The sequence below is a fragment of the Halobacteriovorax sp. BALOs_7 genome (assembly GCF_003612895.1).
Classification (GTDB): Bacteria; Bdellovibrionota; Bacteriovoracia; order Bacteriovoracales; family Bacteriovoracaceae; genus Halobacteriovorax_A; species Halobacteriovorax_A vibrionivorans.
Genome location: NZ_CP027772.1, coordinates 3,056,988 through 3,072,703, shown reverse-complemented (window position 1 = coordinate 3,072,703; position 15,716 = coordinate 3,056,988). Strand labels below are relative to the sequence as shown.

General features: G+C 35.9%; 19 protein-coding genes. 5 read left to right on the top strand and 14 right to left on the bottom strand.

Annotation, left to right across the window (positions count from 1 at the left end; translation table 11 throughout):
* Positions 1-4 precede the first annotated feature (4 nt).
* A complete protein-coding gene (locus tag BALOs_RS14675) occupies positions 5-1,006 on the bottom strand; it encodes an arginine N-succinyltransferase (protein ID WP_120405592.1) in 1,002 nt (333 codons plus the stop codon).
* 12 nt (positions 1,007-1,018) lie between these two features.
* Entirely contained in the window at positions 1,019-2,386 is a 1,368-nt protein-coding gene (locus tag BALOs_RS14670; protein WP_114705923.1) for an aminotransferase class III-fold pyridoxal phosphate-dependent enzyme, read from the bottom strand.
* Positions 2,387-2,468: 82 nt separating this feature from the next.
* On the opposite strand from BALOs_RS14670, the gene BALOs_RS14665 reads away from it, so the two are divergent.
* Genes BALOs_RS14665 through BALOs_RS14645 form a run of 5 tightly spaced genes read left to right on the top strand, consistent with a single transcriptional unit; the run spans position 2,469 to position 6,288 of the window.
* Entirely contained in the window at positions 2,469-3,116 is a 648-nt protein-coding gene (locus BALOs_RS14665; RefSeq protein WP_120405591.1) for a tetratricopeptide repeat protein, read from the top strand.
* Between the two features lie 9 nt (positions 3,117-3,125).
* Positions 3,126-3,728, top strand: coding sequence for a cyclic nucleotide-binding domain-containing protein (locus tag BALOs_RS14660; protein WP_120405590.1), 603 nt, complete (start codon positions 3,126-3,128; stop codon positions 3,726-3,728).
* Positions 3,700-4,749 (top strand): AI-2E family transporter, encoded by a 1,050-nt coding sequence (locus tag BALOs_RS14655; protein ID WP_114705920.1) that lies wholly within the window; start codon positions 3,700-3,702, stop codon positions 4,747-4,749. The genes BALOs_RS14660 and BALOs_RS14655 overlap by 29 nt, the downstream gene beginning before the upstream one ends.
* 54 nt (positions 4,750-4,803) lie before the next feature.
* Entirely contained in the window at positions 4,804-5,544 is a 741-nt protein-coding gene (locus BALOs_RS14650; RefSeq protein ID WP_158536779.1) for an outer membrane protein assembly factor BamD, read from the top strand.
* A gap of 12 nt (positions 5,545-5,556) precedes the next feature.
* Positions 5,557-6,288, top strand: coding sequence for a lipopolysaccharide assembly protein LapB (locus BALOs_RS14645; protein ID WP_114705918.1), 732 nt, complete (start codon positions 5,557-5,559; stop codon positions 6,286-6,288).
* An 80-nt stretch (positions 6,289-6,368) separates the two neighbouring features.
* Here the strand turns inward: BALOs_RS14645 and fliW are convergent, their stop codons facing one another.
* The 12 genes from fliW to flgF all read right to left on the bottom strand — a co-directional run bounded on the left by fliW (position 6,369) and on the right by flgF (position 15,559).
* The gene (gene fliW / locus BALOs_RS14640; RefSeq protein WP_158536778.1) at positions 6,369-6,917 is read right to left on the bottom strand and encodes a flagellar assembly protein FliW; all 549 of its coding nucleotides are present in this window, start codon (positions 6,915-6,917) and stop codon (positions 6,369-6,371) included.
* A gap of 79 nt (positions 6,918-6,996) precedes the next feature.
* A complete protein-coding gene (gene csrA / locus BALOs_RS14635) occupies positions 6,997-7,230 on the bottom strand; it encodes a carbon storage regulator CsrA (protein WP_114705916.1) in 234 nt (77 codons plus the stop codon).
* Positions 7,231-7,345: 115 nt separating this feature from the next.
* Positions 7,346-8,380, bottom strand: coding sequence for a flagellar hook-associated protein FlgL (gene flgL / locus BALOs_RS14630; protein WP_114705915.1), 1,035 nt, complete (start codon positions 8,378-8,380; stop codon positions 7,346-7,348).
* Between the two features lie 15 nt (positions 8,381-8,395).
* Positions 8,396-9,862, bottom strand: coding sequence for a flagellar hook-associated protein FlgK (gene flgK / locus BALOs_RS14625; protein ID WP_114705914.1), 1,467 nt, complete (start codon positions 9,860-9,862; stop codon positions 8,396-8,398).
* A gap of 12 nt (positions 9,863-9,874) precedes the next feature.
* A complete protein-coding gene (flgN, locus tag BALOs_RS14620; protein ID WP_114705913.1) occupies positions 9,875-10,378 on the bottom strand; it encodes a flagellar export chaperone FlgN in 504 nt (167 codons plus the stop codon).
* A complete protein-coding gene (gene flgM, locus BALOs_RS14615) occupies positions 10,378-10,710 on the bottom strand; it encodes a flagellar biosynthesis anti-sigma factor FlgM (protein WP_114705912.1) in 333 nt (110 codons plus the stop codon). The genes flgN and flgM overlap by 1 nt, the downstream gene beginning before the upstream one ends.
* The gene (locus BALOs_RS14610; RefSeq protein ID WP_114705911.1) at positions 10,703-11,158 is read right to left on the bottom strand and encodes a hypothetical protein; all 456 of its coding nucleotides are present in this window, start codon (positions 11,156-11,158) and stop codon (positions 10,703-10,705) included. The genes flgM and BALOs_RS14610 overlap by 8 nt, the downstream gene beginning before the upstream one ends.
* A 130-nt stretch (positions 11,159-11,288) precedes the next feature.
* Positions 11,289-12,293 (bottom strand): flagellar basal body P-ring protein FlgI, encoded by a 1,005-nt coding sequence (locus BALOs_RS14605; protein WP_114705910.1) that lies wholly within the window; start codon positions 12,291-12,293, stop codon positions 11,289-11,291.
* Positions 12,294-12,296: 3 nt separating this feature from the next.
* Positions 12,297-13,055 (bottom strand): flagellar basal body L-ring protein FlgH, encoded by a 759-nt coding sequence (locus BALOs_RS14600; protein WP_114705909.1) that lies wholly within the window; start codon positions 13,053-13,055, stop codon positions 12,297-12,299.
* The gene (gene flgA / locus BALOs_RS14595; protein ID WP_114705908.1) at positions 13,052-13,903 is read right to left on the bottom strand and encodes a flagellar basal body P-ring formation chaperone FlgA; all 852 of its coding nucleotides are present in this window, start codon (positions 13,901-13,903) and stop codon (positions 13,052-13,054) included. The genes BALOs_RS14600 and flgA overlap by 4 nt, the downstream gene beginning before the upstream one ends.
* Before the next feature lie 18 nt (positions 13,904-13,921).
* Positions 13,922-14,767, bottom strand: a complete 846-nt coding sequence (gene flgG, locus BALOs_RS14590; RefSeq protein ID WP_233500235.1) for a flagellar basal-body rod protein FlgG — start codon at positions 14,765-14,767, stop codon at positions 13,922-13,924.
* A gap of 6 nt (positions 14,768-14,773) precedes the next feature.
* Positions 14,774-15,559: a flagellar basal-body rod protein FlgF gene (flgF, locus tag BALOs_RS14585; protein ID WP_114705907.1), complete on the bottom strand. Its 786-nt coding sequence runs from the start codon at positions 15,557-15,559 to the stop codon at positions 14,774-14,776.
* Positions 15,560-15,716: the final 157 nt, after the last annotated feature.

The following is a 15,716-nucleotide window of genomic DNA, read 5'->3' as shown; positions in this document are numbered from 1 at the left end:
CTCCTTATATTGCCATCACTGTGACGTCTTGACCTTGATCAAGTTTATATTGTGAAATGTTGTCGACAGTAAGTATATCATTATTGAGTTCACCTTTGAGACAGATTACCTCAAAGTTTTCTTCATTTGTCATAACAAGGTAAAGTTTTGGATGATTACAACTTCCTTGCTCTATCTTTGCTTTTTGGATTGTTTGAACAGGCTTAATGTCTTTTAGCTTACAGCGATAGTGTGGGCCACCATCAAATGGATCCACTTCATTTGTATACTTAAAACCAATTGATTCAAGCATTCTCTTTACTGGTTCTGTATCAAGTCCAACTTTTCCAACGGCATTTCTCGCTTCAATTGGAAGTAGGGTTTCGTAAATTGTTCCTGAAGGGAAGAGGCTTAGAATGAATTCTTTATTCTTACGACTTAAGATGTCGGCATCATGATATTCCATATTTAGAAATCGTCTACCAATTGCTTCCCATAGTGGAGATTTTCCATCGGCATCGAATGGAGGCATTAGTTCAGAGTGAACAGTGTCCTTAAAACGATGAGGATTTAATCCCATATACATGAAACGAGAAAATGAAAGAACCTTTCCTAGTTTATTAGGATTGCCTCGATAACTTGGATCAAGGATAAGGCCACCAATTTCTGTAGGCCCATCTGTATCGTAGCCAAGCTTCAGGGTTCCGTGTATGAAGCCTGTATTTATTGTTTGGGAAAATTTATTTTCTTGTCCAACTTTCAAATAAAAATGAGGCTCATGTTCATCACCATGACGTGCGTGAATCATAGAGCAGCCAATAACTCTATTTGCCTCAAGGTCTTCTAGCACGAAAATATAATGATCTCGTGAAAGATCAGAACTCATTTGTTTAAAAGAGCGAAGAGAACTATTGATCTTACTTTCTATTAACTCCTTATCATGAGGTAAGTTAATAAAAGTATATAATCCCGAAAGATCATATAAATCTTCTAAGTCTTCTTTTTTAACAGGTCTTATTCGAAACATTTTTTTCTTTCCCTAATTTATTTCTTCTAAGATTGTTTTTTCAATTATAGAAATGATGTCATCAATATGCTCATCAGTCATAGCAAGAGGCAGAAGTAGTCTAACTCGTGTTGGTTCTTTACCGGCCATAAAGGCAACGATTCCGTTATTAAATAGAGCCTTAACAAATTTTGAAACGGTTTCAGTTGTTGAGTCACCGACTTCAAAAGCTATCATTGTTCCAATACCACCAACATAAGTCATCTTGTCTTTACAAGAGTTCTTCATTAAGTGAGTTAGCTTTGTGATGAACTTATCTTCTAATTCTTTGATACGTCCATTATCTCCGTAGAAATTACCTTCTGTTAGATACTTAATAAGTTTACTTCCTGTTGAAAGTGCTGAAACAGATCCATTGAAAGTACCTGCAATTAAACCAGGCTTAGGGTTTAATTCTTCACTATAAAGGACACCACAAACTTGTAGGGCCTTTCCTACAGAAACAATATCGACATACTTATCTAGGCCCATTGTTTGGAATGCAAATAATTCTCTTGTTCTACCAAATGTCTGAACTTCATCAATCCAAATATATAAACCTTTCTTCTTGGCCCACTTAAAGATTTCTTCGTAATATTCTTTTGGTCCAAAGATAAACCCACCTTCACCTTGAATAATTTCAAGCATAATTGCACAGTGCTGATTTGGGTGTTTCGCTGTAACTTCCTCAAGTGCCGCTAGTGTATTCTTTAATGAGTCCTCAGGGTTGTTTTGATCAAAATGTGGAACGTGATCAACATCTAAAGACTTAGGCATCCCTTGACGGTAATTAGCATTATGAGTGATATCCTGAGTAGCAACACTTCTACCTGCAAAAGCTTTCTTGAAAGCAATCACACGATAAGCAGGATCTTTCTTTTGCCAAACAAGCTTAAGAGCTAGATCATTTGCAAAACTACCTGAACCTGTAAACCAAAAGTGCTTCAGGTTACTTTCTTTAACTGCACTAAGTAGATTATTTGTTAATTCTATTGCTTGTGGATATGGTTGAAGATTTCCACACATAACTGAGTCACCAAGAGCTGCCTCAAGGTGTGACTTAATATAGATAGGATGTGAGTGACCAAGTAGGTTAGGACCAATACCGCCGATTAAGTCATACTTTACTGAACCGTCAATTAACTCAGTGAATGGCCCGTGTCCGCGTCCAGATGAAACATAGTTAAAGTAGATACCTTTACCTCTTTCTTGATTATAAGCTTTTAAAGTTTCTTCAACTAGATGCTCTTTTCCTTCTTGTGGCCCACGAACTTCCATAAAATTCTTCTGCTCTTTAAGAATTGAAGAGAATAGCTTATCAAATTGATCATTTATTTCATTGTTTCTAACGCCGTATTCCATAACTCACCTCTTTTTTACTTTTTTTATGTGGTAGAATTATCACTCACTTGCAAAGGCTACAAGCCAAATAGATAATAAATTTATGCCAGATACTAACACAGGAAATCCACTAAAAGAATTGGAAGAACTTTATAAAAATAAAGATTATGAAGCTTATAAAGATCTTCTGATTAAAAATAAAAGTCTATTTATCGATGCCCAGTATTTTTATAATTTGGGCACCGCGTACTTGAAATTAGAAGACCTTGGAGCGGCTAGACTTTATCTTGAAAAGTCATATCAGCTTGGTCAGCAAGATAAGCTTGTAACCAATAATATCGACTATATTAAGACTCAATATGACTTAGGTAGTCAGGAGTATAATCTTGTTGCCAAAGGCCTTGATATACCAAGTGTTTATTATACTAGTATTACCTTGGTACTACTTTTGATTGTTTTAGTTTTAAATTGGAGAACTAAAATTCATAAAGGTGTTATTTTTATTTTATTTATCGTTTCACTCAGTCCTGCTATTTTCAATAGCATCTATTTGAAAGCAACATATAATAATGCTGTTGTGATGAAAGATACGCAAGTCCATGAAGGACCTTCTGCAATTTTTGAACATAACCAGCAGGCACGTGAAGGACTTAGAGTGATTATCTCTAAGGTGAATGAGGGATGGTCTTTTATTTATTGGCCAAGTAGCGTTAAGGGTTGGGTTAAGTCCGATTCCATTGAAACTTATTAAAGGTAATTTATGACTGAGAAGTATTCTAAAGAAGATCAAATCGATATTAACTTAATAAAATTTTTGTGGTCGATTAATCCTCTTATTAAAAGCAATAAGGTAACCATCCCATATCTGCTAAGAGAAACTGTTATCTTAAGAAATCTCGGTGAATTCGAATTATTTCAACTTTCAAAATACTTTCACAAAAGAACATATGAAAAAGGTGAGGTTATCTTCAAAGAAGGTGACTTTGGAATTGGCTTCTACATCATTGTGTCTGGTCGTGTTGAACTTTATACAGAGCGAAGTGGAAAGAAGTTTCATGTAACTAATCTTGAAAGAAGGGACTACCTGGGAGAGATTGGCCTACTTGAAGAAGGTCATAAGCGTTCTGTATCAGCAGTTGCTTCAGAGCCACTTGAGATGCTGGGAATTTTTAAACCTGATCTCGAACTAATGATTACAGAAAAGCCGGGACTCTCTTCTAAGTTCCTCCAGGCAATGAGTGAACTAGTTGTAAAGAAATTGCATATTCTTGCAAGAGAAATTAGAAAACTTAAGGTTGAGAACTCTGATTTAAATGATGAAGTAAATACACTAAATGAAGAGAAAGAAAAAAATGACCAGTAATGATCGTCTAAGGGCCATAATTTTTGGATTATTTATCCTCTGTTGCATGGGTCTGTTTTTTCTATTTCCTAGAGTCGCAACGCCTCTTTTAATTTGCTACATCCTAACTCTGATTCTAAATCCAATATTATTATTTATTGAACGTTATCATATAAATCGAAACCTTTCCTCGGCCATCCTTGTTGTCATCTTTCTATTTGCTACAATTTATCCAGTGGTAAAGGTTACTCCAATAATGGTGAGTGAATTAAATAATTTAGAAGTTTATATTCCAAAAGTAGAATATTTCCTAAAAACAAGCTACTCATCTTTGCAGGCATTTGTTGAAGCAAGGTCTGGCTATCGTTTAAGTAATGAGTACCTTTTACAAACCTTGAACTTTGTAAAAGATGAGATCAGTGCTTTTGTTTTGGTACTGCCAAAGTTTCTTGGTACGGCACTGGAATTGTTTTTTATTGTGCCTTTATTTCTCTTTTTTACATTAAGAGATATGAGAACATTCAGAGAGAAGGTCACAAGACTTTTACCTAATAAGTACTTTGAAAAGCTTTATCATCTTTCATTTCAATTTAACCGTCGTATTGGTGATTATATTCTGGCTAAGGTTATTGAGGCCAGTATTTTAGGGATCATAATTTTTGCGGGCCTATTCTTTATGGATATCCGCTTTTCTCTGATCTTTGGAATCCTTGCAGCAGTTACTAATATTATCCCTTATCTAGGCCCATTATTTGGCTCTGTTCCTGCATTAATCTTTATTGCCGCCGAATACGGAATGGGCACAGACTTTGGTGGTGTTTTAATCCTCTATCTTGTTGCCAATGCCATTGATATCGCAATTGTCTTTCCATTACTTGTTTCAAAAATTGTTAACCTCCACCCAGTTGTTGTTGTAGGGAGTGTTATTCTTGGCTCTCAAATGATTGGAATTACGGGAATGATTATTTCAATTCCATTAGCGGCCGCAATTAAGCTATTAATTGATCAAGTTCTTAAAGATGTTTACGAAGAAGGCTATTAGCTTTGACGGGTATTATTGTTAAGTGCTAGAATTTCCCTATATATAGGGGGCCAAGTGCTTAAGTATCTTACATTATTATTTTCAATTCTTGTTTTGACTTCCTGCGCAGTAAATCGACCAAAAGGTAGTACTGAGGCAGAGGTTTTATTTAAAGAGGCCACAAGGCTTAAAGAATCAGAGCGTTATATTATGGCGCTTGAAAAATTAAATACAATTAAATCTCAATATCCATATAGTTACTATGCAACCTCTGCTGAGTTAATGCAGGCAGACATCCTATATTTACAGGAAAACTATGAGGAATCTGCTGCTGCATATCTTTTGTTTAAGGACTTTCATCCAAAACATCCAAGAATGGATTATGTAACTTTTAAGATTGCTGAAGCCTACTATAAACAGAAGCCATCAACATTTGATCGTGATCTTACTGCCGCTAAACAGGCCATTAAATATTTTAATGAGCTAAGAAGTTTATATCCAAATTCAAAGTATCTGAAAGATGCTAAGGATAAAATTGATGAATGTTATAAGATGCTAAAAGATAAAGAGCTCTACATTGCCAACTTCTATTATAAAACGGAAGACTTTCAATCAGCGGCTTTTCGCTATAAGAATTTATTGAATCGATTCAATGATGATAAAGTTAAAAAACTTGCCAGTGATCGTTTGGTAACAATTGGTTTAAAAAGTGCAAGGCCAGAGCTTTGTGAGTTAGTTTTTAAAAATTATCGCTATTTATATAAAGATGGTGATCTTTCTAACTTAAAAAGTGATGTAAAAGAGTGCTTAAGATAGGGGACGCCAATTATGATGAAGTCATTTGAACAAGAGAAATTATCTAAGAAGGCCAAGGTTGCTTTTGATAATCGTGAATTTAATAAAGCGATATCAATTTATAATGAACTCTTAGATATTGATCCAAAAGATGCTGATGCTCTTTTTTCAATTGCTAATATTTTTCATTTAACGGGTGAGATCTCTAAGGCCATTAAAGCTTTCAAAAAAGTTTTAGAAGTAAGGCCAGATCACACAGATGCAGCTGTTAGCTTATCGGTTCTCTATAATGATATTGGACAATATGAAGAAGCAAGTAAGATCTTTCAGGTTGCTTCACAAAAGGTTAAGGTTAACTCTAAGAGCTCTGAGCTTAATGATAATCATATTGATCGTAAGTTTGCGATTAAGCACTATGAGTTAGCTGATTTATATCTAACATATAATCGTTTTGATGAAGCTCTATTTGAATACGGAAAAGTATTAAAGCTTGATCCAGAAAATTTAGAGGCCAGAGTAAAGATTGCAAAAGTCTATGCTAAGAAAGGCTTTGTTAATAAGTCATTTGAAGAACTTTCAAAACTTAAGAATGAAAGACCTGATTATCTTCCAGGTCGTATTGCTCTTGGTGTTCTACACTATGGTAAGGGTGATGTTTTAAATGCTACTTCTGAATGGGAAAAAGTTGTCTCTGTTGATCCTCTTAATAATGAAGCACAAATGTATTTAAACTTTGCTAAGAATGCGACAGAAACTACTTTATAAGAAATAAAAAAAAATTTTAAAATAAAAAAGCACCATGTTCATGGTGCTTTTTTTATATATATAAATTTGGAAAATTTAAATTAAGCTTCTGCTGTACGTTCTGTATTTGTTGTTTCACTTTGCTCAACAACAGTTGGCTCATTTGAAACATTAACATTTGTACGAACAGAATCATCAGAATGAAAATTAACAATCGACTTCTTCAGGGCCGCATACATTTCAAATTTTACTTCTAGTTTATTATCTTGAAGTACAATCTGACGTGCTTTGTGAGTGTCGTTATTAATAATGATTGGTGCCTTTAAGTTAGCCGACATAAGCGTTACATCCGAAGGAATTGTTAGGATTGTATAAACGCTTGCGTTTGTTAGGTTCTCTAGCTTAAGGCTATTTAATTCAGCTGGTAATAGGCTGATAGAATAGTCTTCTTTAAAGATTTTTGGTTCAATGATTGGGAAAGCTGTTGCTCCATCATCTACTGATTGTAGCCAAAGAATAAGTGTTTGATCACCTGGATCAACAACAAAGAATTCTTTAAGGTTTTCAAACCCAAGAATACCTTCATCAAATTTGATGATATCTTTTTTATTAACTTCTAATTCCCCAAATCGTGTTGTGCTTACTTTCACTGTGTCGTTCCTCCGAATTCAAGTTTCAGAACTTGATAACAGATTTTAACAGTCGTAGGGGCAAAAGAGCAAGCGGAATTTATTTCTTGTTGCGCAGGGCGTCTGCGAGATCGTTAAGACTATCTGGTCCAGCCTGAGAAGCTTCATAATTTTGCTCTTGAATGGCCTTGTAGACCTCTTCTCGGTGAATTTTTGTTTCCTTCGGGGCCTTGATTCCAAGACGAACTTGTTTACCTTTAATTTGTACGACAACGATCTTAATATGATCGTCTATAGCAATACTTTCCCCTAGCTTCCTTGTTAAAACCAGCATTTCACATCCTCAATTTTGAACCTTCCTGATTCATCAGGTAGAGTTCATATATTATTCAAAACTTTAAAAATCAAGTAAAAAATCAACTAAATAAAAAAAAAGTAGCAGCAGCGTGTTATCGCAGAAAGTCTAAGAGGTTTCTATTTAAGAGCCCCTCGGATGTTTTATATGCTGTTTTTAAGATCTCTTGTTGACGCGTGATGTCTGAGAATAATTCAGTTACATCTGCATCGACGAGCTTACTCTTTCTTTCCATATTGCTAATATCGTTTGCTTCAATTGTGTTCACATTACTCATAACTGAACTTGAAACAGAACCAACTCTTGTTCTTAAAGTTACAAGACGTGTAATGGCCGTATCAAATTTTTCAAGTAAGTTTTGAATTTGCTTTGGATCATTATTTTCTAATGAAATGGCAAGGGAGTCGAGTAGTCCAAATATATTGGCCGTCTCAGTATATTTACCAGCATCTTCACCAACTGATGCGATGTCACGATTATTTGCTTCAACTGATTCAATTTCTCTATTCTTATTTCTATCTTTTCCTGCGGCCATTTCAGGAAACTTCTCAAGAGGATGTTTTACTTTAGAGTCTGACTCAGACTCGGCCATAAAAACTTCTTTCCCATGAAGATTAACCTGAACAAAGAAGTCTTTTCCAACTTCCAACGTTGTGTGACCTGTATCACCAAGATATTTACCATTTTCATCAAATGGAGCTTGCAGTGTCTTATATCCTGAAAAGATATAACGTTGACCAACTCGCTTATTGGCGATGGATAATGCAAGATTACGTAATTGGTGTACTTCGTTTGCAACATTTCGTCTTACATCAGCATTATAAATATCTGATGATTGAGCGATTGCAATTTCTTTTGCCTTATTAACAACATCAGTTAAATTCTCTAATGCTTTTTCTGTAATATTTAATTGGAGTATTGCAAAGTCTGCATTTCTTTTAAATTGAGCATTATCATTTGTAACACTTGATATTTGTAATGCTTCAATATTTGCAGCTGGATTGTCTGATGGCTTACGCATGCTTTTAAGAGTTGTCCCCTTCATTTGAAGGTCTTCCATCTTAGACTTATGCTTATTAAGCGTATGCCTAATTGATAAAGTCGTTGAATTTTCAGACACTCTTGTCATTACTTATATTCCTAATTACTGCTTAATTGATAAAACAGTATCAAACATTTCATTTGCAGTTTGCATTACTTTAGCTGCTGCTTCGTAAGCGTGCTGATACTTGATCATATTTGCCGCTTCTTCATCAATTGAAACACCACTGATTCTTTCTCGAATAGAGTTTGCCTGTGCAAGTAAGCCTTCCGATTGTTCAGCGTCTAGCTTTGCTTTTCCTGTTTCTAAACCGACATTCCCGACAGTCTTTAGGTAGTCCTCTTCAATCGTTGCTGTACCGTCTCCCATAAGTCTTTCGTGTTGAAGCTTAGAGATAGCAATTGCGACACGGTTATCCCCGGGACTATTTGGAGAAAGGGCCGTTGCAATATTTGAAACGTCAGACTTAATGGCATCACTTAAATCAAGTCTAAGCGCCGCACCTTCAATCTGAGTTGGCTCCTTAAAGAAATTTAATCCAGTTGTCGGTCCTTTAGAATCAACTGTAACCGGATTTCCTTGGGCATCGGTTTGAATCTCTCGATTAACAAAACCTCTTCTGTGAATTGCATTAACATAATTCATAAATTCAAAAGCTGTTTGATCGAGTTTTTCTCTTAGTGCTTTAATATCGTGGTTTCTTACCTTGATGACTGCACCAAGTGATCCACCTTTAAATTTTTCAGTAATTTGTTGACCAGATCTTGAGGCCCAAAAAACTTCAACAGAACCATCTTGACCACTTGTTGAGTCTTCTTTTCCAAAGACGTATGTTCCAAGTGTTTGAGTTTGGGCAGCTGTTACGAGTGTCCCAACTCCTGGTGCTTGAACGTTATAATTTCCACGTTCATCTTCATAAGTATGGATCTTAACAATTTTAGATAGTTCTTTAATTGCAAGATCTCGTTGATCTCGCATATCTCCGGTTTCGTCACCATTTGCTTCTAGTTCACGAATCTTACGATTTAGCTGACCAATTGTTTCAATATGCTGATTAGCATCTTTGATATTTAAAGAAATTTTGTCATCGATACTTCTCGAGATTTCGTCGAGAGTTTCAGCAATTCGACGAAAGTCTTTAACAATAAGTTGTGCCTTATCGCGAACAACAGATCGTACCGTTTCATTTTCTGGTTGATTTGCAAGATCTCTAAATGAGTTGAAGAAGTTGTTTAAGATCTGATTCAGACCTTGATTATCGATTTCATTGAAGATGTCTTCGATACGACCCATTTGTTGGGATCTATTATCGTAATAAGACTTGTCAGTATTTGCGTCTCTTAATTTCTTTTCAACAAATTTATCATGGACACGATTGATATCTCTAATGCGAGTACCACTACCTGTTACAAGTCCATCCTTAATTAGTGGAGTATTTGCTTGTTGATGCACGCGTTGACGTGAATACCCTTCAGTATTCGCATTTGAAATATTGTGAGACGTAACTTCAAGAGCTTTCTTTGAAGCTGATAGTCCCGTATTCCCAATGTTTAAAAGGCGTGATGACAAATTTTCTCCGTGCTATGGATTGCGCCCAAGAGATCTCTCCTGAGTCATTCCTTTTGCATTATATGTAGATACAGTTTTTGTACCCATGGCACTTTCCCTGATCTCGCGAAGAGAGCTGAGTGCTTTATTAATAAATAATTGATTCTTCTTATTTTGCGCCTGAATCTTTTCAATAATATCAACGAGTAGAGCATTAAAACGATAGAGATGCTTTCCTTCTTTTTCCGCTTCAAACTTTGCAAAGAAGTCGAGTAGGTCATTGATAGAGTTTACTTCAAGCTCTTTGTAATCTTTTTTTATCGTTGCAAGAATATCATTGCGTAAGTACTCGTTCTTTTCTATTTCAGAAACGATTAATGCTTTTTGAGCAACTTTCTCTTCCAATTTTTCTAGATCGCTTTCAAGTAACAATGCATACTCATCACATGTAAGGTCGAAAAGCTTATAGTGAAGCTCACATTGCGACTTCCAAATATCTGTAATTTGAAAATAATATTTTGCAAGTTGTGTTTTCATTAGACTCCAAATTCCTCACCGAGTATTTTGTCGGCCATTTTTTCATAGTCCATTTTATAAGTTCCACCTTGAATCTGTGCCTTTAGGGCTGCGATCTTGGCGCTATTATCCATTTCTGGAGCCGCATCGACGGCTTTTTTAATTTGTGCAAAGTCCTTTACAGCTTCTGGAATCGTTACCTTAGCATCACGACTTGTTTGGTTGTCGATATATGCCTTTTGAGCTGTTGAATTCCTTTTAATTGGAGATTGTTTCTGAACATCCTGAGCTCGCTCATTTTGAGTTCTTGAGTTTGGGAAGAAACTAGATCTCGTATTCTGTACACTACTCATACTTTACTCCAATTTGGTTTTTGCGCTTTATTGCGACTTCCTGTGAGGGTTGAGTTGGCCCTTCATCCATTTTAATATTGTGTTGTGCGTACTTATTCTTATTGTCCAAATAGTTTTGATAATTTTGAGAATTCCTCATGTGTTTAGGATAAATCTCATTCAAAATTAATTTCTGTATTTGGCTATCCTCATTCACAAGTGCCTTGGCCCTTTCGCTAGTTAATAGTCCTTTGTAGAAATTTCCAGCTGTACCTTGAACGCCTGCGTTTAGGTTCTTTGTCATTTCTTTAACCATTAACTCGTTAAACTGTGCTTCTAGCCCTTGTGCTGCACTTTTGATCTCTTCGGGAATGTACTTTTCAGATTCTTCAGGACGAATAGAATTAGATGCATTATTCATTGCATTTCTATTTTGAATTTGAGGTCGATGAATTTTTACTTCATTCATATAACTCATCCTGAGTTTCTGGCCATTCAATCCTCGAAAAGCCCATTAACATTAATTATTTTAACATTTTTTTAAGGTTTTTTATACCGGGCCTTAAAAAATGGTAAAAAATGCTATTTGACATGCAAACTTAAATTAACTCAATTTCTCCAATTAGAGCACCATTTCGCTTAAGTGCTTGAAATATCGAAATAAGGTCTTCCGGTGTTGCACCAAGAGCATTTAAGCTCTTCACTAATTCATTAAGCGTTGTGGACTTATCCACAAATTTTACATTTTCAGGCGTGCCTTCTTTATCCTGGTTATTTACTTGGATATTTAGCCCGCCGTGTGAGATCGCTACAGGTTTTACAGCAATATCTCCGCCGGCAACAATTGTACCAGTACGTTCATTGATGATAATTTTTGCAATGCGATCAGTGTGAACTCGAAAATTCTCAATGATTGCTAGAAGCTGAACTATTTTTCTCTGATACTGAATAGGGATGATGATATCCACAGTATTTGAGTCTTTTGCTATTGCATATTTTCCACCAAGTTCTTGGTTGATTGTTTTTTCAATTCGAGCAGCTGTCGTAAAGTCTGGGTTTTTTAGAGCAAGACGTAATGACTTCTTTTTGTCGAAATTTAACTTCAGTTCACGCTCTACTGTGGCACCGTGTGGAATTAGGCCAGTTGTTGCAAACTTCTTTCCCTTATCAAGGCCACCGATAGAGATCGGGCCATTTGCTACAGCGTAAACATTTCCATCACCACCTTTTAGTGGAGTGATTAAAAGAGTCCCCCCAGCTAGTGATGAAGCATCTCCAATTGAAGAGATCGTTACATCTATTTTTTGACCGACACGGCTAAATGATGGCAATTGTGCTGTTACAATAACTGCTGCGACATTTTTTGAGCTGATTTCATTTTGTGGATTCAGTCCAAGCTTTTGAAACATACGCTTTAGTGATGTATTCGTAATTTCTCCACCACCATCTCCAGTTCCATTAAGACCGACGACAAGTCCGTACCCAACGATAGGGTTCTTACGAACACCCTTTACATCGACAAGGTCCTTTAATCGACTCATCTTTGCATCGACATGCGTTCCAAATGAAAGAAGAATTAATCCAAAAATTAGCTTTTTAAACATTTATTACCTCAATACTGTAACAGAGCTTTCTAAGAACTTTGTCGAATTTACAGTGTCATCTTCATTAATATCTTTACGAGAGATGAGTGCCTGTAGCTCAATTAAGTGTTTACGATTTTTAAATAATACATTTTTCTGACCACGTACTAATAGGTGATCACGACTGATTTCTTCTACAATAACCCCAGAGATCTTATCGTGAATCTTGCTGTCTGCGCTTTTGTCTTCATCATCGCCAGCACCTTCAGCGGCAGCTTGTTGTTGTCCAGCCTGTTGTTCACCTTCTTTATTCGGTGTTGCGCCAAGTTTAGGAATTGGTGGAAAAGCACGTTTTAATTCCATTGTAATTTCATTTTTTAAACGTGTTTGAACATTAACTAAAATAATGTCTCCATTTCTTTTCCATTTATTTTTTGTGAAAAGGTAATTCTCGTTACCGTCACCGGCCCAAAGGCTTCCATCATTTCTATTGTCATAAAAATTACTTGCAGTAACTCGAGGACTTACTGTTTTAGAATATTGTCTTTTAACCTGGGGTTGTACATTTGCTCGAGTCGTTGAAGTAAGGCTTCTTCTGTCTTGTGGTGCATCTGCACTTCTTCTCGATCTGCGATATTGGTCAAATTTACTATCTGCATTTGCACGACGTTGTTGCTCTACCTGTCTTCTTTGTGGCCCATCAAGTTCTGTGTACATTTTACTGATGTAGTTAGCACATGAAGTAGTCATCAATGAAAAAACTAATAATAAATACAATCTCATAATTCAACCTTTACTTCGTTGAGACCGACGACCTTTGCTGTATACACTTTGTTGGTTTTCACATTTTTAACTTTAATAAAGTCTTCTAGCTTACCAACAGATAATGGCGTACCTGTCCCTGATAATTTAATTCCGTTATTTATAAGTGTGACTTTAACTGGCACACCAAAAGATACTAAGTTTATTGGAGTGAGGTCTCTCTTTTTAATTACTTCACCCGGAGAGATCACTTTATTTGATTTATAAAATGGAATCTCTTCGATGTTTTTAAAAACTGCTTTTTCATCTGTTGTATAAATTGTTTTCTTCTTTACATTGTTTTTATCAATAGACTTGTAACTTAAGTTTATCTCATTAGTTGCAACAACAGCTTTTACAGGTTTTTTTACTTCTATATCTAGCCATTTTATTTTGTTGTCATATGTGATTTTAACTTTATTCCTTCCGAGCTTTTTACATTGATTACATGCAAACTCTAATGAAGTTAGTCGATCTACAGAAATAGATTCGAGAGGTTTTCTTGAGTGGAATTCTACTTTCCAGTTATGAGGTATCGAAAATTGATTTTTTATACTGTCTTCAAGACTTACAAAAACCGTTTCTTTAGTCATTAATTGAATCTGATTTTGCGCTAGCTCACGACTATGATGAAGGTTTAAGTTTCCAGTCACTTCTTGAAGGATTTCATTTAAGATTTCAATCTGACTGCGGTTACAACCTTGTTGAGTGAATGTCACTCTTGCGTTGTTTACACGATATACTTTATCAGCAAATGATACTTTACAAGCACTTGTCATCGAGCTTGTTAATGAAGTGAATAAGAATGGAATAATTAATTTTTTAATCATCTTTTCGTATTAACCTTATTACCTTGTGATGTTATTAACTGTTTGTAGCATTTGGTCAGCAACACCCATTACTTTAGAGTTCATTTCATATGCTCTTTGTGCCTTGATTAGATCAGTCATCTCATTCATAAGACTAACATTTGCCATCTCTAGGGCACCTTGTTGTAGTGATCCTGTATTGTTTACGCCTGCAATTCCTTGGATCGGTTGTCCACTGGCCGTTGTTTGGCGATAAAGGTTATTTCCGTCAGAGTGTAGTCCCGGATTATTTACGAATGTAAAAACTGGAATTTGTCCTACGTTTTGTGGTTCAACTTGTCCTGTAAAGTAGGCTTCACATGTTCCGTCATTTCCAATGCTGACGCTTGCAACACCTGGAGGAAATGTTATTCCAGGAAATACTTGATAGCCTTCTTTTGTAACTAGTTGTCCTTGAGCATTTACATTAAAAGCACCATCTCTAGTAAAACGAAGTTCTCCATTTGGTTTAATAATGCCGAAAAAGCCATCACCATTGATCATAAGATCAAATGGGTTATTTGTTACTTTAGGAGCACCAGCAGAAAATACTTTTCTTACTCCACTGATCTTAGAGCCAGAACCAACTTGTACACCAATAGTGTAGTTAGAATTAGCATCTGATCTCGATCCAGCTTCCTTGATTGTTTCATACATAAGCTCTTGAGATTCAGCTCTTTGTTTTTTATAGCCAATTGTATTTAGGTTTGCCACGTTGTTAGATATCGTATTAACGTGCATCTCTTGTGTGGCCATACCTGTTGCTGAAATATCGAGTGCCTTCATCATTCCAAATGAGTAACGGGCCATGAATAGAAATGTAATAAATAGTATAAAGTTCTTCATATTACCTCAGAATTTAATCATCTCATTAACTGCTTTAGAGCTAATTGAATCATAAGTTTTAATTGCTTTTTGAATTGAATCGAAATGTCTGTGCGCCTTAATAAGGTCTGACATTTCAGAAACAGCATTAACATTTGATTGTTCCACAAAGCCTTGATGGATTGATGTGTTTGTTTGTTCTTTTAGATTGCCCTCATTATTATTCACAAATAATGAGTTCCCTTCTTTCCTTAGGGCATGAATATCATTGAATTCAGCAATATTAAGTGCACCAACTTGATTATTATTGGCATAAACTGCTCCATCTAATGCGATGGTAATATTCTTTGTCCCAGGTGGGATTGCAATTGGCTCATTATCATCACGGCCAATGACAGGATATCCTTCTTGTGTCGTTAGGATTCCATCTTGTCGTAATGAAAGAGTTCCTCTTCGTGTATAGCGAATACCTTTTGGAGTATCGATGGTTAGAAATCCCTTTCCTCGTAGTCCAATATCGAGTGGATTACTTGTAGGAGAGAGCGTCCCTTGCTTAAAGTTTGTATATGAGCCATCTACTTTTACCATTGCATGTTCTGCTCCATAACTACGGTAGAAGTCTTCTGGCGCCCATTCTTTATTAGGCAAGTCGATATCCTGCGTCCCTTTATCGAGGGCCGTTAGATACTCTTTGAATGCGAGTTGATCTTTTTTAAAGCCTGGCGTGTTGGCATTTGCAACATTATTGGCAATTGTATCAACTTTCTGTTGTTGTGCGATTGCACCGGATAGCGGTACCCATAATTCTTTCATCTGCCCTCCTGGCAAATTCTTCTTCTACTATATCAACCGAGGTGCCAAATTACCTACATAGGTAAAATTGACCCATGATGTAAGTGTCCATTATTACGCATTTTTATTTAAAGAATACGTAAAGTATGGGAATATTATGTCATTGAAGATCTATTAA

What these genes read in the sequence shown, in the direction of transcription:
- BALOs_RS14675 (WP_120405592.1), bottom strand. Translation starts at nt 1,006, where the DNA reads ATGTTTCGAATAAGACCTGTTAAAAAAGAAGACTTAGAAGATTTATAT.
- BALOs_RS14670 (WP_114705923.1), bottom strand. Translation starts at nt 2,386, where the DNA reads ATGGAATACGGCGTTAGAAACAATGAAATAAATGATCAATTTGATAAG.
- BALOs_RS14665 (WP_120405591.1), top strand. Translation starts at nt 2,469, where the DNA reads ATGCCAGATACTAACACAGGAAATCCACTAAAAGAATTGGAAGAACTT.
- BALOs_RS14660 (WP_120405590.1), top strand. Translation starts at nt 3,126, where the DNA reads ATGACTGAGAAGTATTCTAAAGAAGATCAAATCGATATTAACTTAATA.
- BALOs_RS14655 (WP_114705920.1), top strand. Translation starts at nt 3,700, where the DNA reads ATGAAGAGAAAGAAAAAAATGACCAGTAATGATCGTCTAAGGGCCATA.
- BALOs_RS14645 (WP_114705918.1), top strand. Translation starts at nt 5,557, where the DNA reads ATGATGAAGTCATTTGAACAAGAGAAATTATCTAAGAAGGCCAAGGTT.
- csrA (WP_114705916.1), bottom strand. Translation starts at nt 7,230, where the DNA reads ATGCTGGTTTTAACAAGGAAGCTAGGGGAAAGTATTGCTATAGACGAT.
- flgL (WP_114705915.1), bottom strand. Translation starts at nt 8,380, where the DNA reads ATGACAAGAGTGTCTGAAAATTCAACGACTTTATCAATTAGGCATACG.
- flgN (WP_114705913.1), bottom strand. Translation starts at nt 10,378, where the DNA reads ATGAAAACACAACTTGCAAAATATTATTTTCAAATTACAGATATTTGG.
- flgM (WP_114705912.1), bottom strand. Translation starts at nt 10,710, where the DNA reads ATGAGTAGTGTACAGAATACGAGATCTAGTTTCTTCCCAAACTCAAGA.
- BALOs_RS14610 (WP_114705911.1), bottom strand. Translation starts at nt 11,158, where the DNA reads ATGAATGAAGTAAAAATTCATCGACCTCAAATTCAAAATAGAAATGCA.
- BALOs_RS14605 (WP_114705910.1), bottom strand. Translation starts at nt 12,293, where the DNA reads ATGTTTAAAAAGCTAATTTTTGGATTAATTCTTCTTTCATTTGGAACG.
- BALOs_RS14600 (WP_114705909.1), bottom strand. Translation starts at nt 13,055, where the DNA reads ATGAGATTGTATTTATTATTAGTTTTTTCATTGATGACTACTTCATGT.
- flgA (WP_114705908.1), bottom strand. Translation starts at nt 13,903, where the DNA reads ATGATTAAAAAATTAATTATTCCATTCTTATTCACTTCATTAACAAGC.
- flgG (WP_233500235.1), bottom strand. Translation starts at nt 14,767, where the DNA reads ATGAAGAACTTTATACTATTTATTACATTTCTATTCATGGCCCGTTAC.
- flgF (WP_114705907.1), bottom strand. Translation starts at nt 15,559, where the DNA reads ATGAAAGAATTATGGGTACCGCTATCCGGTGCAATCGCACAACAACAG.